Source organism: Alphaproteobacteria bacterium SS10 (assembly GCA_019192455.1).
In the GTDB taxonomy this organism is placed as follows: domain Bacteria; phylum Pseudomonadota; class Alphaproteobacteria; order TMED2; family TMED2; genus TMED2.
Genome location: JAHCML010000007.1, coordinates 1 through 20,891, shown reverse-complemented (window position 1 = coordinate 20,891; position 20,891 = coordinate 1). Strand labels below are relative to the sequence as shown.

Here is a 20,891-nt window from a genome sequence, read left to right as displayed (position 1 = left end):
AGCTTAGATGCCGGTTTCGCCACTGGGTTTGCTCAAACCAGCCCATATCGATCACATCTGAAAAAGATGTTGAGCGAGTCTGAAGTTGGTGAAAAATGGCGCGCCCGAGAGGATTCGAACCTCTGACCTTTGGCTCCGGAGGCCAACGCTCTATCCAGCTGAGCTACGGGCGCATCTCGCGCGGGCTACGGCCATGCCGTCCGGCGCGGCGCGCACCATAACCAGCGGGCCCGCAAATGCCAAGCGTTCTGGCGTCCTGGGATTGACCAGCACTACGCAACCAGTTTTGGCCAGGCCTGCTGGCAAGTGCGGCTGAACACATTCAAATGGCCAATCCGCTTAACCCCCGCATCGACCGGGCTGACCTGACGCCGGGTAACGCTGGCCACGGACGGGTAGAACCGGGCCAGCTTCTCAGTCTGGCGAACCGGGATCATCGGATCGTCAGTGATGCCGATAATGGTGAGATCGGCCTTCGCCCGCGATAAGTCTGGCTGCGGAATTGGGCCACCCCAATCGACCTCGTAAAACTGGCGGGAAGTGCACCAACGGCGCCATTGCCAATAAACCCCGGCTGGTAGATCAGGCCCCAAGCCCGCTAGACGCCCCGGCATATAGCCCATCATCTTGGTGAAGGCGGGGCCGCCAAGCATCCAAAAATAGAACGCCATGGGCTTAAAGCTGACCGGGTGGGTTGAGAGATGGGCCGGGCCCGAGGCGATCGAAATCTGCCGGGTCACCCGATGGGCATCATCATGCCAGGCCAGGAACATGCCCCCGAGGGAATGACCAATGACCCAGACGGGGAGGTCGGGATAAGCGGCACAGATTGCGCCCAAGGCCGCCGATTGATCGGCCACGCCCCAATCGGTCATGGTGGCATCGGCCTCCCGCATGGGCATGGATCCAAGCGAGGCGCCAAACTGTCGGTAGTCATAGGTTAGGACGGCGGCCTGGTGCTCACGCGCGACCCAAGCGGCGAAGTGCCGGTAGAAGCGGGCCGGCACCCCGGTTGCCGGGTGGATCACGACTGCTAGCTCGGCCTCACCCTCCGGCGGCACTGCTATCTGCCCGGTAAGTTGATATCCCTGGCTCTCGATTGTAATGGCTTTGGCCGGATAGTCTGTACGGGCAGACATGGCGCATCCTTTGTTCTATGGTGATTGCCATAATAATGCCAAACTAGACCGATCACCATAGAATACTACAAACTGCTGATATGCCTCGCCAATCCGACGCCAAAGACCGCTTTATCACCACCGCCGCTGGCCTGTTCCGACAGCGCGGCTATCACGGTGTTGGCCTGACCGAGATTATTGAGGCGGCGGGCGCGCCCAAGGGATCGTTCTATCACCACTTCCCGGATGGGAAGGAGCAGCTGGCCGAGCAAGCCATCAAACGGTCAGCCAAGATTGTGCTCGGCGCGATTGAGGAGTCGTTTACCGATGTCGCAACAGTTCGGGAAGGTGCCCAGAACCTGGCTGATATCCTGGCCGCATTGTTTGAGAAATCGAACTGGCAGGCTGGGTGCCCAATTACCTCAATCGCCCTCGACACTACCCCTGGCTCCGACCGCCTACAGGCGGCAACGGCAGCTGCTTTTGACAGCTGGGCTGCCTGCGGCGCAGCCCACGCCAAGCGCCTCAACTATCAGGGCGATGCCGAGGCGTTTGGCCGACGGATGCTGATCGCGCTTGAGGGGGCGTGGATCATGGCCCGGGTTCAGCAGTCCCGCCGCCCCTTCGATGAGGCAGTAGAGATGGTGATGGGTATCAACCCGGCTTCCGCGCCCTGACCAGCCAGACGCTGGCCGTAAAGGGCACGTCATCACCATCCACAAACTTCTGATACGCGGCCAAGATATCGGCATTGATCGAGGCCAGCTCGGCCGGGTCAACATCACTCAAATCCTGGCGCATCGACGCAAACTTGGCCAAGTACCGCTCAAGCATATCAGCAGACAGCTTGCCCGGCAGATCATGGGGCTCACACCGGACATCCTCCCATCCGGCTGTCTCAAACAGCTGTTCAGTTCGATCAACCTTGGAGAGGGAGAATGGGCCGGGGTCACTGATATCAGCGCCGGGCATCTCTATACTCAGCTGCGCTAGGCGTTCAGCCGCCATTGTTGGTCCTAAGCTTAAGAACTCATTCTCCTCCGGCGGTCGCCAGACGACAAAGGCGAGAGAGGCGCCAGGCTTCGCGGCCCGCATAAGATTGGCGAAGGCGGTCACGGGATCCGCGAAGAACATGACGCCGAAGCGAGAGACCAAGAGGTCGAAACTTGGCTCCCCAAAATCATGGGCGCCCGCATCGTCGCAGATGAATTGAGGTTTGACGGCTGCCCCCTCGATCCGCTGCTTTGCATGGTTGATCAATGTTTGGGATAGATCGATGCCCGTGACCTGACCCGCCTCCCCCAACTGCTTGGCCAGCGCCAAGGTCGTTGTGCCAAACCCGCAGCCCACATCCAGAATGCGCCGGGGCTTCACCCGTGCCGCCTCTTCCAACAGCAGGTGATTGAACGGGGACAACATGGTGTCCAGGATCTCTTCCTGCTCAACCCAGGTGGTGGCCGCGTCGCCATTCCAATAGGCGCGTTGCCGCTTGCGATGTTGGGCGGCGGCCTCCGGGGTTCGTACAAGGGCGTCGGTGCTCATCTCAACTCTCTCCAATGGATGGGTCGCTTGCATCGCGACCGGGATTGGCCCTAGCCTGCCACCTCAAGTTAACTTGAGGTCAAGACGCAAATGCTCGCCAGAATGCTAGACATCAGTGAGGTCGCCAAACGCACCGGACAGCCAGCCTCCACCCTACGCTATTATGAGGAGCGGGGGCTGATCCAATCATCCGGTCGGCGGGGCCTGAAGCGTTTGTTTGAACCCGATGTGTTGGAGCGGTTGGGGTTGATCGCCCTGGGCCGTGCGGCGGGCTTCTCCCTCGATGAAATCGCCGACATGTTCACCAATCAAACCGGCACCAGCGTGGACCGCGGCCGGCTGACGGCCAAGGCTGATGAGCTTGACCGTACGATCAAGAAGCTCACTGCGATTAGTGAAGCCCTGCGCCATACCGCAGACTGCCCGGCGCCAAGCCATCTGGAATGTCCAAACTTCCAACGCTTTGTAAAAGCGGCAGGCCGTGGCCTGTTTCCACCGCTGGCCGATGAACGGCTGGTGGTTAAGCCTTAATCAGCTTTCAGTTCTGCGTGCTGTGCGAGGCGATCTTCATCAAGCATCCAGGCGGCGACCCGCTCATGCCGGTCGCTGGCTTCGATATCACGAAGCAGCATGTGATAGGCATCGGGGATCGTCTCAATCCGGATTAGCTCATCATCCAGCGTCTCTGGCACCGTATCGCGGAAGTAATCAGCGACACCGGCGGGCAGAATCTCGTCCTTACCGCCGAACAGGACGAGCGATGGCATATCGATCTGGTCAATCCGCTGGGTCGCCGTCTCTAGCATCAAAAGCAGGCCGTAAATCTGGTCGAACCGGACCTCACGCTGCATCAAGGGATCGCGTGACATCACCCGCAACAGGGGGATGTTATCGGTGGGCAATGAGCCAACACCGCGGCGGCCACTCATCGCCCAGGGCAGCAGATTAGCGGTGACGTCCAAAACCGTGCGCTCAAACTCACCCAGGGCTGGTCGGTTCATCACCGCCGGGGCAATCAGGATAAGGCCATCGGCGACATCGCCCGCAGTCTTGGTCTCGGTCACCGCCAGGATCGCGACCGCGCCGCCCATACTCTCACCCAGCAGGTAAAGCGGCACGCCCGGATGCTGGCGCCGGACCAGGGCAAGCGCTTGGCGCGCATCATTAACGTATGTCTCGGTCCCCGCCCAACGTAGCCGTTCACCAGCCGCCCCAAAACCACGCTGATCATAGGCATAGGTGGTCACACCCACGGTGGACCAGGCAGCGGCTGGCAGGGCAAAGGCCTGCCGATAATCGGTGAACCCATGGAGGGCCAACACCACCGCGCGGGTCTCCCCCGTCGCTGGCCATTTCTTTAGCGGCAGCTGGGTACCGTCGGCGGCGGTGATAAAAGCTGGGTCGCTTTGGTCCTGTGCCTCACTCAAGGTCAGGACAGGGGCCTGGATCGCCGGACCGGCAGGCCGGAAATCCGGCGCACAGGCACTAAGGACAACCAAACAGACAAGCAACCAGCGACGCATCATCGATCAGGCAGCCTGCCGCCGGGTAAGGGATAGGAAGACCTCTTCCAGATGCGGCTCACGGGTGGTGAGGTCGACAATGCCGATACCGCATTGGGAGACGGCCTCAAGAACCGAGCCAATGCTCGCCTCTGACCGGCGATAGCGGATCACCATCTCGCGCCCCTCAATCGTGGCACCCTCAAAGCTGCGGCAGCTTTCCGGCACCTCATCGATATCGCGGTCGAGGGTGATCACCACCTCTTTCTGGTCAATCCGGCTAAGCAGCTTACGCTTCGGCTCGCAGGCAACAACCTCACCATGGTTGATGATGGCGATGGTGTCGCAAAGCTCCTCCGCCTCTTCCAGATAGTGGGTGGTTAGCAGCACCGTGACCCCCTGCTCATTCAACGCGCGGACATTGTCCCACAGCATCTGACGAAGCTCGATATCAACACCGGCGGTTGGCTCATCCAGCACCAGAACGGGTGGGGCGTGGACCATGGCCTTGGCCACCATCAGGCGGCGACGCATGCCACCGGACAGGTTGCGGGCATAGGTATTGGCCTTATCCCCCAGCCCAACGGTTTCAAGCAACGCCTCAGAGCGACGCTCAGAACGCGGGATGCCGTAGAGGCCAGCCTGTAGGTCCAGCATCTCCATCGGGGTGAAGAAGGCATCCAGGTTCAATTCCTGCGGGACCACGCCAATGGCAGCGCGGGCCATGCGGGATTGGTTCAACGTCTCATAACCCCAGACCTTAGCGCTGCCGCTGCTTTTGCGGACCAGACCGGCCAGGATGTTAATCAGGGTGGATTTGCCCGCACCGTTTGGGCCCAGCAGGGCGAACATCGAGCCCCGCTCAACCTTCAGATCAATACCCTTCAGCGCATCCTTGGCCGGTGCCTTACCCTGGGCCGGGTAGGTCTTAACCAGGCCATTAACCTCAACGGCGTAATCTGGCAGGGATGTGGTGGCTGACATTTAGGGCATCCAAACAAAACACTCAGCAAGGCCAGACTTTATCGCCTTGGCCGTAGCCTATATATAGCTCGCACATATATAGATCGCGGGAAACAATTCCCATCACTCTTCCAGCAGGCAGCCGCCCGCTGACACCATCCGGAACCACCGCCCATGTCCGAGCCAGTCGAAACCATCTATGTCGATACCGTTCATGTTTCCTGTGATGGTGGCGGTGGTGCCCTCGGCCATCCGATCGAATACATGACGATCGCGAAGGTTGGCTGGAAGGACTGCCCCTATTGCGGTCGCCGCTTCATCCTTAAAGAAGACGCGAAAGCGGACCACTAAGCCCAAGACCTAGCCAACATGTCAGATCGCCAATACGACCCCGCCAAGCCCCTCTATCTGGTTGATGGGTCGGGCTTTATTTTCCGCGCCTATCACGCCCTGCCGCCAATGAATCGCGCGGACGGCACCCAGGTGAATGCTGTTTACGGCTTCTGCAATATGCTGCTGAAGCTGCTGACCGATTTCGATGCCCACAATATTGGCGTCATCTTCGATGCCAGCTCGGTCACCTTCCGCAACGAGATCTACTCTGAATACAAAGCCAACCGGGATGACCCGCCCGAGGATCTGCGCCCGCAATTTGGTCTGATCCGCGACGCAACCCGGGCGTTCGCTCTGCCCTGCATCGAACTGGATGGGTATGAGGCGGATGACCTGATCGCAACCTATGCCAAGCAAGCACGGGCGAAGGATCAGGAGGTGGTCATCGTCTCCTCCGATAAGGACCTGATGCAGCTGGTCGATGATAAGATCAGCCTGTTCGACACGATGAAGAACAAGCGCTCCAGCTTTGATGAGGTGATGGAGAAGTTTGGCGTCGGGCCAGAACGTGTGGTCGATGTCCAATCACTCGCCGGCGACAGCGTCGATAACGTGCCCGGCGTACCTGGCATCGGCGTTAAAACCGCCGCCCAGCTGATCAACGAATATGGTGATCTCGATACGCTGCTAGAGCGGGCGGGTGAGATCAAACAGAACAAGCGCCGTGAGAACCTCATCGAGTTCGCTGAGCAGGCGCGCATCTCTCGCCGCTTGGTTGAGCTGGACCAGAACAGCCCGGTGCCAGAACCATTAGAGAGCTTGATCGCAGAGCAACCCACGGCAGAAACCCTGGGCGGCTTCCTGCGCGATCAGAACTTTAAGACCCTGACCCAGCGCGTGGTGGATCAACTAACCGTCGGTAGTGTCAGCGACATCCCGGTCAGTGATGTTGCCGCCGAGGCGGTGACCAAAAGTGAGGGGGATGATAACCCACCAATTGGTGATATCGATTTCCCAACCATCACTGATCTGGACACGCTGAATGCGATCATTGCGGATTCCTATGACACCGGCATTCTCGCGATTGATACCGAGACCACCAGCCTACACACCGTGACGGCCAAGCTGGTTGGCATCTGCCTGGCCGCGAAGCCAACGGGTGCTGCCTATGTCCCGATCAATCACCAGCAAGGTGGTGATCTGTTGGATGCCCAAGACGGCGATGACATTAAGCAACTGCCGATGGATCAGGTGATCGGCGCGCTGAAGCCCGTGCTGGAGGACCCTTCGGTCCTGAAGATTGGCCACAACTTCAAATATGACTGGCAGCTGCTGAAGCGTCAGGGCATTTCGGTCAATCCCATAGACGACACCATGCTGTTGTCTTATGTCCTGGATGGTAGCCGCCAAAGCCATGGCCTTGACGCCCTCACCCTCCACTATCTTGGCCATGAGATGGTGAAGTATGAGAGCGTGGTCGGTAAGGGCAAGAAACAGATCACCTTTGATCACGTCGACATCCCCACCGCGACGAAATATGCCGCCGAGGATGCCGAGGCAACGCTAAGATTACATAGCATCTTAAAACCCAGACTGGTTCAGGACCGCATGGCCACGGTTTATGAGCGTATCGAACGCCACCTTGTGCCAGTCATTGGCGCCATGGAATTGGCCGGCATCGCCGTTGATGCCAAAACCCTGATGGATATGAGTGCCGATTTCGGAAAACGCCTACAGGTCCTTGAGGCCGAGGTTCATAAGCTGGCGGGCACCGAATTCAATCTTGGCTCACCCAAGCAATTGGGTGAAGTGCTGTTCGACCAGTTGGGCCTGCCCGGCGGCAAGAAAAGTAAGACCGGCGCCTGGTCTACCGCAGCGGACGTGATTGAGCCGCTTGCCGATGAACATGAGGTGGTGGCCAAACTCTTAGAATGGCGATCGCTGTCTAAGCTGAAGAGCACCTATACAGACGCGCTGCAGAACGACATCGTGCCCTCTCCCACGGGGGGCCGGGTTCACACCTCCTTCTCCATGGCGGCGACCAATACCGGCCGCCTCTCCTCCTCCGATCCGAACCTGCAGAATATTCCGATCCGGACAGAGGAAGGACGGAAGATCCGCACCGCCTTTGTGGCGCCTAAAGGCAAGGTGCTGATCGCTGCCGACTACTCACAGATTGAGCTGCGGCTCGCCGCCCATCTGGCCGGAGTTGAAGCCTTGAAACAGGCCTTCAAGGATGGCATCGACATTCACGCAGCGACCGCATCCCAAGTCTTTGACGTCCCACTTGATGAGATGACGGGCGAACTCCGCCGCCGGGCAAAGGCAATCAATTTCGGCATTATCTACGGCATCAGCGCCTTCGGCCTAGCCAAGCAAATCCAAGTGAGCAACGGTGAGGCGAAGGAGTATATCGACGCCTATCTGGGCCGGTTCTCAGAATTGACCGAGTTCATGGAAGACCAGAAAGCCTTTGCCCGCGAGCACGGCTATGTGGAGACACTGTTCGGCCGCCGCTGCTACATCAATGGCATCCAGGACAAGAACCCGGCCATGCGTGGCTTTGCCGAGCGGCAGGCGATTAACGCGCCGCTTCAGGGTACCGCCGCCGATATCATTAAGCGTGCGATGATTGCCCTACCACCGGCCCTAGCTGAGGCTGGGCTTGAGACCACGATGCTGCTGCAGGTTCATGACGAACTGATCTTTGAAGCGCCGGAGGCCGAGGGCGAGAAGGCCATCGAGTTGATTAAGAAGGTAATGTCCGGCGCGGCCCATCTGGACGTGCCGCTGGTGGTCGATGCTAACCAGGCCCAAAGCTGGGCTGAGGCGCACTAGCAGGCGCCCGTTTGTCCCGCCATTTTTCCAGATTGGTTTTCTCAACCGTCACGGCCAGATGCCCACGCGGTATCTCTACGCCCTCAGGCAGCTTCTTGATCACCGGCTCCGCTGGCGCGGCCATATCGTCATGACGCCTCAGCGCTGAGGCGAGGATCATACCCACCCGCACATTCGGATCTTTCAGGCTGGCAACAGCTGCCTTGGCAGACAGCACAGCACGCTGTTCGGTTGCCTGGTACTCATAGGGGATACGCCCGGCCATTCGGCGCTGCGCTCGATGGGGAATGCCGTCAGCAAAATCAGTCTGCATCCGGGCAATCTGCCGGGCGCGTGGTGTCTTAGGCGGCAATTCGCCCCGCCGAAAACGCTGCTGTTGGCTGACATCGTAACCATGAGTCAGCTCATGAGTCATATGCTCAAATGATTGCTCGAAGCTGCTGGTGTGATCCGGATCAATGTTGAAGCGCAAGATGCCATCAGCTCCACCACCCATGACCGGCCCTTGAAACTCGCCAAACTCATAGATGAAGCGCTGGCTATCAAATGGCTGTCTTGGCTTCCGATAGGCCTGTAGCCGGGGCAGTGGGTAGTCAAAGGCTTGGGCATGATACTTGGCCACCTTTTGCAGCGCGGTCCAGCGCGCCTCTGGTTCAAGATCATGCCACTTCTCTCTTGCCGCTTGCAGCTCCGGGTCGCGGCCAACATTGCCAACGAAATGCGTAAGCGCCGCCGTGTCAGCCAGGAGGGCTTTTGGGTCATGGGCCACAGCGCGCAGGATTGTATCCCGCGGACCACCTGGCTCATACCCATCATCCTTGGTCTCCTCCACGATGGGCTGCTGGAGCGTTACGGGCAGATCGGCCAACTCTTCCATCGTTAGGCCATTAATGATGGCAACAGCAAGCGCATGACGCCGGTCGGTACTGTTTGTTCGATCCCTAAGAATATCTGCTGTTGTCTGCTGATCTGGCAACTCACCCACACGCCCGGCCGCAGCGCGTGCTTGGTAGCGCTGAGTTAGATCCTCGATCGTCGGGGTCTCAGCTGCCATCGGCGGCAACTTCCGTTAGTAACCATTGGAGGCTGGCTAGCTCCTCCTTTACAAGGCCATCAAAACCATCGGTGCCACGACTGACACCGATCGCGATCTTGTGGCCCGTCTCTGGATCGCGGCCTGCTGGTACGGTCAGATCCTCCAGCTGATTGAGCCGGGCGACATTCTGCGCCAGAACCGGGTCGGTATCGCGGTCGGTCGGGACAATCTCAAGCGAATGATCTTGGTTCAGCCGGACACGGCCAAGGCGCCGATAGCGACGTTCGCCCTCGGCAATCTCAACCCGATCCACATCCCAAATGACCGGCAATTCAAGCGCTGGTGGGATTAGCTGTGCGTAATCCTGCATGGGTTAAGAATGGCGGGATGAGCACATTGCCGTCAAGCAGGCCCCGAAAGGCCTAGCGCACCGGCTCAACAATCAGCCCAAAATCACGCTGCATCTTATCGATCAATGCTTCTGGGAAGGCATCGTCCTGGCGGCCAACAATTTCGGACCAGCTCTCCATTGGATTGCCGTCTGGCGCTGGGGCATCGCGGGAAATGCGATCCACGTCATTATACTTATCGCAGATGCGCTGAAGGACCACATCCGCACCGCCTTCAGCCTTGTGAATGGTCAGCTTGTGGCCACGACCCAGCGTTAGGGTACCAAGGGCCCGCGCCTCCCCATCCTCGGTCGTGATGGTGATCGATAGCAGTTTCGGGAATGGGATTAGCTGGCTCATCGACCGCCCCGGTCATCGCTGTCACTGGGATCATCAATCACTTCAAACAGCCGCTCTTTAATCCTAGCGGCGCAGGCCTTGGCATAGTCATCAAAGCCCTTCTCGTGATCCGGCATGAACATGGCAGTGGTCACCCTTTTGCCGGCCTTCACCTCTTCGGTGGTGCGGGCATTGACCAACTCGTCATAGGTTTCAATCTGCACATTGAACAGGGCCGCCTGGCCAAAGCGTGGGTCATCATGCTTCAGCTGCCCAACGGTATAGAGCTGCACCATCTGGCGCACATGGTTGCGGGTGTTCTGCTCAATCACCTCGCTGATCATGTCAGGGAAATTGACCCCATTATTCCAGAAGGTGGGGTAGAGCTGGATCATCCCACGCTCACGGTCATAGCTGGTGATCCCAGTTGGGTTGCTAGCTGAGCTTGGGTAGTTGGTGATGTCCTCATAGAACCGGTCATCAAGCTTCGCCGGTTGATAGCCATAGATCTTTGAATGAATGGCCATCACCGCGTTCAGGAAGGTGATGCGGCTCTCCATCCGAGAGGCACGCCACACCCGATCGGTTGAGAAGGTGTCAAACTGCCGGGCGGCCAGCATCTCGGCAAAAACCTTGGCCAGGTTCTTGCGGTCATATTTCACATAACGGCTGTCCAACCCCTCTGGGGTCAGCTCCAAATCATAGGTCAGCAGCTTGCGGCGGCGCTTATACTCTTCAATCGGCGTGCGGGCCTGGGCCAGGTCCATCAGGCTGTCATGATCCTTCGCCTTTTTAGGCGCCGCTTTCTCCTTCGGCGCGTCCTCACCCTTCTTTGCGGCATCGGGCAACTTTGGCGTGGCACGGATCAGGTCGGCGAGTGGGTTTGCCTCGGCATCGTCATCAAACTCAGCCTCGCGCCCTGCTTCCAACTCACGGATCAGGCGAGAGCGTCTGGTGTGGGCACTCTCATCCGGTGGGATCACCTGGCTGGCATGGCGCCGCTCCGTGCCGTCGCGGTCGACCTTTCGACGGCTTAACGTCTTGCCCGCCTGGTCTTCATCGAACGCTTCGGGGCGCCGCTTTTTCTTAACAGTTTCGCTGCTTCGAACCTGGTTAAAGACAGGCCGATCCAGCCCCGCTGGCGGGTCGATCACATCCTCATCCTTAACTGGTTTGGATGGTCGTTTCGGCCGGGCTGGCTTCTCAGGCGGCGTGGACGTGGCTTTGCCGGGCGCGGGTCGGCTGCCCATACGACGCAAGCTGTCGAACAGACTATCCGTCTCATCCGGCAAATTGTCGGGCTTATCCTTCGTCATCACAAATGGCGTAGGCGTGTCTAATGGGTCCAGCAACCGTTACGGCAACAGTTTAGCGTCAAAACCCCATCGGGTCCCAGCGAAAGCCTGCAACCTTGGCGAGTATCGTTTCGATGGGCCTAGCGTAGGGCCGCACCCGTCTTCTCGGTCACCCGATCAACGACGGCCTTGGCCACCGCCTCAATCTCTGCATCGGTCAGGGTTGCCTCAACCGGTTGCAGGGTGACGGAGATAGCGAGGGATTTATGACCGTCTGGCACACCCTTGCCGGTATAGACGTCGAACAGCTCAGCGCCCGTGATCAGCTTCTTATCCGCAGATTGTGCGGCGCGCAGAACGGCATCGGCACTGACATCCTCGGCGACCACAAAGGCGAAGTCGCGGGCCACTGGTTGGAACGCTGACCGCTGTAAGAGCGGGCGCGCCGGGCCAGATGACTTCTTCGGCTGCGGGATCGCATCGATATAAACCTCAAAGGCGACCAGCGGGCCATCGATATCGAACGCCTCAGCTACCTTTGGGTGCACCTCACCAAACTCAGCCAGCACATTCTTGCCCAGGCGGAACACGCCGGAGCGGCCGGGGTGGTACCAGGCACTGGCATCCGCAGTCATTTGCGGGTTGTCGGTCGGCAGGCCACCAGCAATCAGGGCGGCCAGGGCATCAGCCTTGGCATCAAAGGCATCAACCGGACGCGGCGCATCGGCCCAATGGCGCGGACGGCCATGGCCAAGGCGAACGCCGGCGGCGACCAGGCGCTGCCCCTTCTCATCCGCTGTTTCAAAGGCGGGACCAACCTCAAAGATTGAGACATCACCCATGCCGCGATCGGCATTACGGCCGGCTGCCTCAATCAGGTTCGGCAGGGCAGAGGGGCGCATGACCGCGAGGTCGGTTGAGATCGGGTTGACGATTTTAAGGTCATCACCAACACCACCGAACAGATCGGCATGGGCGGGCGCCATGAAGGACCAGGTAACAGCCTCATCCATGCCACGGGTGGCGAGGGTGCGGCGAACCTTACCGGCGCGTTGACGCTCTAAGCCGACGGCGATGGGGGCCACGACCTTATCCCGATCCATCGGAACCGGCGGGATGCTGTCGAAGCTGTGAACCCGCAGCACTTCCTCAACAATATCAGCCTCGCCATGGATGTCTGGGCGCCAGCTTGGCGGCTTGATCGACCATTGGGCACCACTGTCATCGACGGTGAAGCCGAGAACGGCGAGGATGGATTTCTGTTCGGCCTCATCAACCGCCAAGCCGCCGAGGGTCTCGGTGCGGCTGGGGCGATAGCTAACCACCCGGTCATCGGCCGGGATCGCGCCAGCGATGGTGACCTCACTCGGCTCACCACCACAGATTTCCATGATCATCTTAGTGGCAAGCTCAGTGCCCAGCGCCAAGGTTGCTGGATCAACACCACGCTCAAACCGGTAGCGGGCATCACTGTCGATCTGTAAGGCGCGACCGGCCTCGGCAATTTTAATCGGGTCAAACAGTGCGCATTCGAGCAGCACATCGGTGGTGTTCTCATCCACACCGGAGGAGACGCCGCCAACAATGCCACCAAGGCCGAGGAAACCAGCCTCATCATTGATGCTGACCAGGTCGGCCGGCACTTCGTAGCTCTTATCATTCAGGGCATCGAACTTCTCGCTACCATCGGTCATGCCGACAATGATGCCGCCATTGAGCTTACTCGCGTCATAGACGTGGAGCGGGCGGGCCAGCGCCATGGTGAAGAAGTTGGTGATGTCGACCAGTGCCGAAATCGGGCGAAGGCCAACCGACTTCAACCAAGCCTGAACCCAATCCGGGGACGGGCCGTTTTTCACACCCTTGATCAAACGACCAGCGAAGGCTGGGCAACCGTGCTTCGCATCATCGCGGATGGTGATGCTGATCGGGTTTAGGAACGCGCCTCTGACTGGTTCCTGATCCAGGGGCTTTAGCTTGCCGATGCCCTTGGCGGCCAGGTCGCGGGCGATGCCGTAGATGCCGGCGCAATCACCACGGTTCGGCGTCAGGCCAATCTCAATCACCGCGTCGTCTAGACCTGCATAAGGGGCATAGGCGGCACCAACCGGCGCATCCTCTGGCAGGTCGATAATGCCCTCATGATCGTCGGACAGCTCAAGCTCGCGCTCAGAGCAGAGCATGCCATTGCTCTCAACACCCCGGATCTTGGTTGGCTTCAAGTCGAGGCCAGTACCGGGTACATGGGTGCCGGATGGGGCGAACACACCCTTCATCCCGGTCCGCGCATTAGGCGCGCCACAGACAACCTGCACCACCTCATCGCCGGTGTTCACCTTACAAACCTTCAGCTTGTCAGCGTCCGGGTGCTGGGTGGCCTCTTCCACATAGGCGATGCGGAATGGCTCCAGCTTCTCAGCTGGGTTGTCGATGCCATCGACTTCCAGCCCGAGGGAGGTCAGGGCGACCGATAATTCATCCAGGGTCGCATCGGTATCGAGATGCTGTTTCAGCCAGGAAACGGGGAATTTCATTTGATCTAGTCCTTAAACCGGCAACTTAACCGGACAAACCGAAGGCGACATTAGGGCGTGCGAGCGGGACAAAGCCGTAATGCTTCAGCCAGCGGAGATCGCTCTCAAAGAAGGTGCGAAGATCGGGGATGCCGTATTTCAGCATGGCAATCCGCTCGATCCCCATACCGAAGGCAAAACCCTGATACTCGTTAGGGTCGAGGTCGCAATTCTCAAGCACCTTGGGATTGACCATCCCGCAGCCAAGGATCTCTAGCCAGTCTCCATAGGGACCCAGCTCAAGCTTCCCGCCGCCACGCTTACAGCCGATATCCACCTCGGCAGACGGTTCGGTGAACGGGAAGTAGCTTGGGCGGAAGCGCAAGGGCAGATCATCGATCTCAAAGAAGGTTCGGCAGAACTCTTCCAGGCAGCCCTTGAGGTGCCCCATATGGGTTGCCTTATCGATCACCAGACCTTCGATCTGGTGGAACATGGGCGTGTGGGTCATGTCGTAATCAGAGCGATAGGTCCGGCCCGGGGCCACCACGCGGATCGGCGGCTTCATTGAGTTCATGGACCGGATCTGCACCGGCGAGGTATGGGTGCGCAGGACACGCTCCATGCCTTCCTCACCCGGGGCAGCCCCCTCCTCAGGTGGCATGTAGAAGGTGTCGTGCATCTGACGGGCCGGGTGCTCTGGCGGGATATTGAGCGCGCCAAAGTTCAGCCAATCATTCTCAATCTCTGGCCCCTCACCAACGACGAAGCCCATCTCAGCGAAGATCGCGACGCATTCTTCGATGGTCTGGCTGATCGGGTGGATATGGCCCTGGCTCTCCGGACGGATCGGCAAGGTCATGTCGAGCGTCTCAGACTTAAGCCGTGCTTCAAGCTCAGCACCCTTCAGGCTCTCCTGCCGGGTTTCCAGCGCCTCGGCGATGGCATTCTTAATCTGATTCAGCGCTTGGCCGGTTTCCTTGCGCGTCTCGGGGTCGAGCTTGCCCAAACCCTTCATCAGTTCGGTTAGCTTGCCCTTTTTACCGAGGGCGGTAATCCGCACATCTTCAAGCGAGGCAAGATCGGCGGCTTCATCGATCTTGGTAAGGAGGTCGGACTTTAGGGCCTGGGCTTCATCAAGCATGGCGTCAACGCATCTGTTGGGTGTGATTTAAGGCAAAGAATAAGGGCCTCGGCGGTGGCCGAGACCCTTAAAATCGGGATTGCTCCCATGTTTGTTTCGGGCAGGCGGGCATCTAAACCCGCACCGCAACCGAATGCTCGGCGATCTTAGGCTTATGCGGCCTGGCCGAGGGCAGCCTTCGCCTGCTCGACCAGGGCGGTAAACGCCGCGGCGTCGCGGATAGCGATATCAGAGAGAACCTTACGGTCCAGCTCGATACCAGCCTTGTTCAAGCCGTCCATGAGGCGGGAATAGGTTAGGCCATTCGCGCGGGCGCCAGCGTTGATCCGTTGGATCCACAGGGCGCGGAACTGACGCTTCTTCTGGCGCCGGTCGCGATAGGCGTATTGCCCGTTCTTCTCCACGCGCTGGTTAGCTGCGCGGAAGGTGTTGTTCTGACGACCACGGGTGCCTTTAGCAGCCTTAATGATCTTGCGGTGACGAGCGTGAGTCGTCACGCCGCGTTTTACACGTGCCATGTCTCAGCGCTCCTTATTGAAACTTTTTGCCGTACGGCATCATGTGGCGCTTCACAGGGCGCGCATCGCCGTCTTCGAGGATGAAAGGCGACCGTGATTGGCGCTTCATCTTCTTGGATTTGTTTTCCATCATGTGGCGACGGAAGGCGGCGCGCGCCTTAACCTTACCACTACCCGTGATCTTGAAGCGGCCTTTCGTGCTGCTTCGCGTCTTCATTTTGGGCATTTCGATCTCCGTGCTAAACGGTTGAAATTCAAGGATTACGAGGCATGCCCAGGCGCTACAGCATGGATTATGCTGCCGCCTCTCGCCCGTGATCCGGTTGATATCCCTGATACAGCTAAGCTGCATGGGACCGCAGGCTTATAGGCTAGGTGCCGGTAAGGATCAAGTGTTGGCTGTTTTTCAGTGATTTCAGCGCGCTAAGACCCATCAGAAACCTCGTTTGATCTATGCGATGCACGCATATTAGCAATGCAAATTCGCGCTTTCTTAAAAGCAACCTACCCTAGATCATGAGATTAACGAGGTTTGAGGCAGTTCATGGCGAAGGATTTGGCACCAGGTGGCGGCGGCGATAACGGGACAGATGGCCCGGCGATCGGACGCAGCTGGGCTGGCGGCGAAAAGCCTGACCTGAACGACCTAATGACCACGCACCCTGTGACCGGTGAGCGTGGTATTTTTATTTTCGCCTACGGCTCCCTCTGCGCAAATCCACCACCAGGCCAGACCAATCGCTACGAAACAGCGATTACCGGGTTCCGTCGTGATTTTGCCGTTCAAGACATCTTCTATCGCGGCACTGAGGAAAAGCCCGGCCTGACCCTTGGCCTAGACGTGTCCGAAGGCACCGTCGTTCCGGGTGCCGTCTATTTCGCGCCAGAGAGCAGCGCCGATAAGATGTTGGATGAGGTGCATCGGCAAGAAACGCCGAAGGGCATGGAAGACATCTATCGCCCCCAAATCGTTGAGACCAATATCGGCCGCGGTAAGAGCGTGCCGGCCATGGCCTATATGGCCAACCCTGAGAGCGCCCTCTATGTCGGGCAGAGCCTGTCTAAAGATGAAAAGGCGGCACAGATCGCCAGCTCTTACGGTATTCCAAACAACGACTACGCCAAGCGTACCCGCCCAGAAGGCCGGATCGGTAAAACCGATCTTGAATATCTGGCGATGACCTCAATCAACCTTGAGGACGCGCAGAACGGCGATGCCTATCTCAGCAGCCTGACCGAACTTGCCGTTCAAAAGCGGGAAGAGATGATCAATAGCGGCGACCCCAAGCAGGTCCAGCTAGCCGGTCTACTGGCGGAGATGGAGCAAGACACAGCCGTTGAGAAGGCGTTTAAAGATCGCATCGGTGTTGATGTTGTGGTTGAGGCCGCAAGCAAGATGCGCCCAGGTGCAGCACCAAAGATTGATCCAGGTGCCGCCGCTAATGAAGGGGATTACGGCGCCGATCAGCATGTGGTTAGCACCGAAGGTGTTTTGGCCTGGCTCGCGGAACAGCGCGCTAAGAAGGCCGATCTGGGCAAAGCAGCGCCAGGTGATGAACCACCACGCCGTGCCGTTGGCGGCCCATAGTCAGATCCCTTTACCAGTTAGATCGTGAGCTAGCGCCGGGTTGCCGGGCGCACTGGCTTGCCTTCGGTCGTATCCATCAAGACCACGCTAGATAGATCAATCGGCCGCTGATCATCCTTATCAACGAACATGGCGCGCACCAGATTGCCGGTGTCTGGGAAGGCCAGCTGTTGGGTCTTGCCCAGATCATCCTTACCCCATTTCCGCCCCCACTCAATCATCGCAACGATTAGGGGAAACAGGTCGCGACCCTTGCCGGTCAGCACATACTCAACCCGGCGTGGCCGCTGCTGATACTCCCGGCGGCGAAGCACCCCCTCCGATACCAGCTTCTTAAGGCGTTGTGAGAGGATGTTGCGGGCAATGCCGAGGCGATCCTGAAAATCCTCAAACCGCTGCACTCCCAGCATGGCATCACGGATGATCATCATCGACCACCAATCCCCCACGGCCTCGAGGCATTGGGCGATCGGGCAATCAAGTTCGGCAAAGCTGGTCCGTTGCATGGCGTTATCTTTGTTGATGTCGGTTGCTGAAAACACTGTCACTTAGTTGCATGACAATACCCATCCTGTCATGGTGCCGCTCCGATCACCAGATCGGACCGAAGATTGATTGCACCTATGCCCGGGAACGTGGCCCGCGCGCATCGGTGACCACCAACCATGTGTCGGCAACCCAGGGGAAACAGAACAGATGAGTGATCAACAACGTGAGCGGCTGCTGACCTGGCACGACCCCGCCCCCCTCGCCGCCCATGCCATGGCTGAGGATGGCCTGACTTTCCTTAAGCGCGCGTTGGATCCGGATAGCCCGAAGCCGCCAGTCTTCGATCTATTGGAGATACAGTTCGATATGATTGAGGCTGGTAAGGTTGAAGTCTCAATGCTAGTGCGGGAGTACCAGTACAACCCGATTGGCACCGTCCATGGCGGGATCGCCGCCACGCTTCTGGACACGGCAGTAGCTTGCTGTATCCACACAACCCTTGGCGCCGATGAGGTCTATACAACGCTTGAGCTGAAGGTGAATTATGTGCGGGGTATCACATCAAAACTGACCCGCGTTCGGGCCATTGGCAATATAATCCATCGGGGCCGCCGCATGGCGACATCTGAGGCAAAGCTGTTTGGTGATGATGACAAGCTTTATGCCCATGCCAACACCACCTGCATGATCATGCCTGCCCCTGGCGCGGCAGCATCTAAGGGCTAGGCACAGACGCCCGGTCTAAAGAACAACCACCGTATCGCCTACTTGCAGGCCGAGCAGTAATACACCCTCCGCCCCATTGCTTAAGATCAGGCCGTCAGCGGTGGCGGTGATTGGCGTTGCCGAGGTGAAGGCCGAACCGGTAATCGCATCACCTTCAGACGCGTTATAATCGATAATGACGTCAAAGCTGCCATTGCGGCCAAAGACGAAGAGGTCGGCACCGAGATTACCGATCAGGAAGTCATCGCCCTTATTCCCGTTCAGGACGTCATTACCCTGGCCACCAAACATGGTGTCGGAGAGTTGGCCACCGAAGAAGGTATCGTCCCCCTGATTGCCATAAACTTGGTCGGCTTCCTTATTCCCGTAAAGGACGTCACCGGCGTCACCACCAAAGAGAACATCAACGTCCTTGCCGCCATAGAGAATATCGGCACCGCCGCCACCATAGATGACGTCATTCGCCTGATTGCCATAGACAATATCATTGCCGATATCACCAAAGACGGTGTCATTACCGTCGCCAGCGATAATCACCCCGCCATACAGATCAGCAAATAACAGATCATCACCCGGGTTCACGGGTGTTGGATCGGGTGTCGGGTCTACCGGGGTCGAGGTGCCGACAATCCCATCGATCCAGCTTTGATAGAATGACACACGGGTATCAAAGGAAATCTCCCCGAAGGAGGAATCGATACTGGGCGATACATCAACGAAGGAGTCGGTACCACCGGACACAACACCGGCAATCTGGCCATTGATAAAGCTGGGGCCACCACTATCGCCAGGGGTTGAGTTCACCTCCGCCGATCCAAGGCCGATGCCAAACAGCCCAAACTCCTGACCCAGCGCATCGCCGCTGGAGAAGCCATTGTCGAAATCATAGAATAGCAAGGAGCCATCGGGCGTCGGGTCGCCGAGGAAATCATCCAGGCCAAAGACCGTCTCACCATCCACGGCTTCATACTGGTTCTGGCCAGTACGCTTGGTGACCCCATCGCCCGGGTCATTGGTGACGGTGCCATTACTACCAGTACCGGCAACGCCATAGCCCGTCAGGGTAAAGGTAGAGCCGACCTCATCACTACCGCGATAAATCTCATAACCCGCAACTGGTGCAGGTGTGGCGAGGCGCAAGATGGCAATATCATTTGCAGAGCTGTAGCCCGTGGAATCTGGTGCGTAATCCGGGTGGATGAACACCTCCACCACATCAACAAACTGTCGACCAGAGGTTAGGTCGACCGCAATCTGCATCGGGCCTACCGCCTCACCGAACACCACATGGGCAGCGGTCAGCACATATTGGTTATTGCTTAGAACGGCGCCGGTGCCCCGGCTGGCATCGGTGAACACACCAACCACGGCGTCAAAGCCAGTGCCCGGCTGTACCACATAGGATTGATCAAACGGATCATTGGTCGGCACAGCGACGCGCGCCTGACCATCGGAAAAACTACTCATACTCTTGTTGCCTTCCCCAATTAGGCAAACCCCAGCGCACGACAAGCATACGCTGAAAACGGGCAGACAGGAAAATCAGCTAGAATAGCCAGTCTGACGATCCGGCCTGTACAAGCCGTTAACCCGGTCACAGCCCAGGTAGAGCACTGTTCAACTGATGCTGGACGGGGCCTGCCCTCGACTTATCTCAGGCATCGGGACCTCATTCTTCTTGGCCCGCCGTCAGTTATTAGTTATCGCCTTGTATTCCGCGCTTTTGGCCAATGGGTCCCCATCGGCCAGCAACCCGAACCAGCACATGCCCATGTCTCTTATCGTCAATATCACCTGCCCGGACCGCAAAGGCATCGTGATGGCCGTCAGCACCACCTTGGCCGGCCATGACTGCAACATCCTGGAGAGCTCACAGTTCTTCCAGCCCGATCCCGGTACACATCGCGATGATGGCGTGGGGAAGTTTTTCCTGCGGGTTGAATGCGCCGTGCCGGAGGGCATGACACCAGACGACATGGCCAAGCTGCTATCCGGTTTCGCCGAAGAGTTCAGCGCCGACATCAATGTCTATGTGCGGCGCCAACCTTTGAAGACCATCATCATGGTCTCAAAATTCGATCACTGCCTGCAGGACATTCTGTACCGCGTGCGGACCGGTGTGCTGCCCCTCGATATTCAGGCGGTTGTCTCCAACCACCCGGATACGCGCGGGGATGTTGAGCGTCTGGGCATCCCATTCCACCTGGCCCCGGTGAATAAGGACAACAAGGCCGAGCAAGAGGCCCGGCTGTCTGAGTTGATGGAACGCACCAGCACCGAACTGTTGGTCCTCGCCCGCTATATGCAGATTTTGAGTGATGATTTCGCCAGCAAGTATTTCGGCCAGATCATCAACATCCACCACTCATTCCTACCAGCATTTAAGGGGGCGAAGCCATATCACCGCGCCCATGAGCGCGGCGTGAAAATGATCGGCGCCACCGCCCATTATGTGACGGCGGATCTGGATGAGGGGCCAATCATCGAGCAGGACGCGGAACGCATCAACCACGCCTCCAGCCCCGAAGACTTGGTCCAACGTGGCCAGGAGGTTGAGG

General features: G+C 58.4%; 21 protein-coding genes and 1 tRNA gene. 7 read left to right on the top strand and 15 right to left on the bottom strand.

Annotation, left to right across the window (positions count from 1 at the left end; translation table 11 throughout):
* Window positions 1-96 precede the first annotated feature (96 nt).
* A tRNA-Arg gene (locus KI792_12315) sits at window positions 97-173 on the bottom strand.
* 99 nt (window positions 174-272) lie between these two features.
* Complete coding sequence (locus KI792_12310; protein MBV6633801.1) at window positions 273-1,139, bottom strand: alpha/beta fold hydrolase; 867 nt, start codon at window positions 1,137-1,139, stop codon at window positions 273-275.
* A gap of 80 nt (window positions 1,140-1,219) precedes the next feature.
* On the opposite strand from KI792_12310, the gene KI792_12305 reads away from it, so the two are divergent.
* Window positions 1,220-1,795, top strand: coding sequence for a TetR/AcrR family transcriptional regulator (locus KI792_12305; protein MBV6633800.1), 576 nt, complete (start codon window positions 1,220-1,222; stop codon window positions 1,793-1,795).
* Here the strand turns inward: KI792_12305 and KI792_12300 are convergent.
* Entirely contained in the window at window positions 1,773-2,660 is an 888-nt protein-coding gene (locus KI792_12300) for a class I SAM-dependent methyltransferase (GenBank protein ID MBV6633799.1), read from the bottom strand. The genes KI792_12305 and KI792_12300 overlap by 23 nt on opposite strands.
* Before the next feature lie 90 nt (window positions 2,661-2,750).
* On the opposite strand from KI792_12300, the gene KI792_12295 reads away from it, so the two are divergent.
* The gene (locus KI792_12295) at window positions 2,751-3,191 is read left to right on the top strand and encodes a helix-turn-helix domain-containing protein (protein ID MBV6633798.1); all 441 of its coding nucleotides are present in this window, start codon (window positions 2,751-2,753) and stop codon (window positions 3,189-3,191) included.
* Here the strand turns inward: KI792_12295 and KI792_12290 are convergent.
* Together KI792_12290 and KI792_12285 are read right to left on the bottom strand one after the other, a co-directional pair.
* Window positions 3,188-4,186, bottom strand: coding sequence for an alpha/beta fold hydrolase (locus KI792_12290; protein MBV6633797.1), 999 nt, complete (start codon window positions 4,184-4,186; stop codon window positions 3,188-3,190). The two genes, KI792_12295 and KI792_12290, sit on opposite strands and share 4 nt — an antisense overlap.
* Window positions 4,187-4,189: 3 nt before the next feature.
* Window positions 4,190-5,146: an ABC transporter ATP-binding protein gene (locus KI792_12285; GenBank protein MBV6633796.1), complete on the bottom strand. Its 957-nt coding sequence runs from the start codon at window positions 5,144-5,146 to the stop codon at window positions 4,190-4,192.
* Window positions 5,147-5,299: 153 nt separating this feature from the next.
* Here KI792_12285 and KI792_12280 point away from each other — a divergent pair, with 153 nt between their 5' ends.
* Window positions 5,300-5,476, top strand: a complete 177-nt coding sequence (locus KI792_12280; GenBank protein MBV6633795.1) for a zinc-finger domain-containing protein — start codon at window positions 5,300-5,302, stop codon at window positions 5,474-5,476.
* Window positions 5,477-5,494: 18 nt separating this feature from the next.
* Entirely contained in the window at window positions 5,495-8,296 is a 2,802-nt protein-coding gene (gene polA / locus KI792_12275) for a DNA polymerase I (GenBank protein MBV6633794.1), read from the top strand.
* On the opposite strand, the gene KI792_12270 is transcribed toward polA, so the two are convergent.
* The 8 genes from KI792_12270 to rpmI all read right to left on the bottom strand — a co-directional run bounded on the left by KI792_12270 (window position 8,262) and on the right by rpmI (window position 15,756).
* On the bottom strand, window positions 8,262-9,350 hold the full coding sequence (locus KI792_12270; GenBank protein MBV6633793.1) for a hypothetical protein: 1,089 nt from the start codon (window positions 9,348-9,350) through the stop codon (window positions 8,262-8,264). The genes polA and KI792_12270 overlap by 35 nt on opposite strands.
* Complete coding sequence (locus KI792_12265; GenBank protein ID MBV6633792.1) at window positions 9,340-9,702, bottom strand: hypothetical protein; 363 nt, start codon at window positions 9,700-9,702, stop codon at window positions 9,340-9,342. The genes KI792_12270 and KI792_12265 overlap by 11 nt, the downstream gene beginning before the upstream one ends.
* 52 nt (window positions 9,703-9,754) lie before the next feature.
* Window positions 9,755-10,081 (bottom strand): hypothetical protein, encoded by a 327-nt coding sequence (locus tag KI792_12260; GenBank protein ID MBV6633791.1) that lies wholly within the window; start codon window positions 10,079-10,081, stop codon window positions 9,755-9,757.
* Window positions 10,078-11,376 (bottom strand): hypothetical protein, encoded by a 1,299-nt coding sequence (locus KI792_12255; protein MBV6633790.1) that lies wholly within the window; start codon window positions 11,374-11,376, stop codon window positions 10,078-10,080. The genes KI792_12260 and KI792_12255 overlap by 4 nt, the downstream gene beginning before the upstream one ends.
* 119 nt (window positions 11,377-11,495) lie before the next feature.
* Window positions 11,496-13,889: a phenylalanine--tRNA ligase subunit beta gene (pheT, locus tag KI792_12250; GenBank protein MBV6633789.1), complete on the bottom strand. Its 2,394-nt coding sequence runs from the start codon at window positions 13,887-13,889 to the stop codon at window positions 11,496-11,498.
* A 25-nt stretch (window positions 13,890-13,914) separates the two neighbouring features.
* Window positions 13,915-15,012, bottom strand: a complete 1,098-nt coding sequence (gene pheS / locus KI792_12245) for a phenylalanine--tRNA ligase subunit alpha (GenBank protein MBV6633788.1) — start codon at window positions 15,010-15,012, stop codon at window positions 13,915-13,917.
* A gap of 152 nt (window positions 15,013-15,164) precedes the next feature.
* Window positions 15,165-15,530 carry a 50S ribosomal protein L20 gene (gene rplT, locus KI792_12240; GenBank protein ID MBV6633787.1) on the bottom strand — a complete coding sequence of 122 codons (366 nt, stop codon included), beginning with the start codon at window positions 15,528-15,530 and terminating at the stop codon, window positions 15,165-15,167.
* A gap of 13 nt (window positions 15,531-15,543) precedes the next feature.
* The gene (gene rpmI / locus KI792_12235) at window positions 15,544-15,756 is read right to left on the bottom strand and encodes a 50S ribosomal protein L35 (protein MBV6633786.1); all 213 of its coding nucleotides are present in this window, start codon (window positions 15,754-15,756) and stop codon (window positions 15,544-15,546) included.
* Window positions 15,757-16,074: 318 nt separating this feature from the next.
* On the opposite strand from rpmI, the gene KI792_12230 reads away from it, so the two are divergent.
* A complete protein-coding gene (locus KI792_12230) occupies window positions 16,075-17,118 on the top strand; it encodes a gamma-glutamylcyclotransferase (protein ID MBV6633785.1) in 1,044 nt (347 codons plus the stop codon).
* 29 nt (window positions 17,119-17,147) lie between these two features.
* Here the strand turns inward: KI792_12230 and KI792_12225 are convergent, their stop codons facing one another.
* On the bottom strand, window positions 17,148-17,624 hold the full coding sequence (locus tag KI792_12225) for a helix-turn-helix transcriptional regulator (GenBank protein ID MBV6633784.1): 477 nt from the start codon (window positions 17,622-17,624) through the stop codon (window positions 17,148-17,150).
* A gap of 256 nt (window positions 17,625-17,880) precedes the next feature.
* On the opposite strand from KI792_12225, the gene KI792_12220 reads away from it, so the two are divergent.
* On the top strand, window positions 17,881-18,333 hold the full coding sequence (locus KI792_12220) for a PaaI family thioesterase (protein MBV6633783.1): 453 nt from the start codon (window positions 17,881-17,883) through the stop codon (window positions 18,331-18,333).
* Between the two features lie 15 nt (window positions 18,334-18,348).
* On the opposite strand, the gene KI792_12215 is transcribed toward KI792_12220, so the two are convergent.
* Window positions 18,349-19,800 carry a trypsin-like serine protease gene (locus KI792_12215; protein ID MBV6633782.1) on the bottom strand — a complete coding sequence of 484 codons (1,452 nt, stop codon included), beginning with the start codon at window positions 19,798-19,800 and terminating at the stop codon, window positions 18,349-18,351.
* A 304-nt stretch (window positions 19,801-20,104) separates the two neighbouring features.
* Between KI792_12215 and purU the strand changes: the two genes are divergently transcribed.
* The coding region (gene purU / locus KI792_12210) for a formyltetrahydrofolate deformylase (GenBank protein ID MBV6633781.1) at window positions 20,105-20,891 on the top strand (787 nt) is incomplete at its 3' end.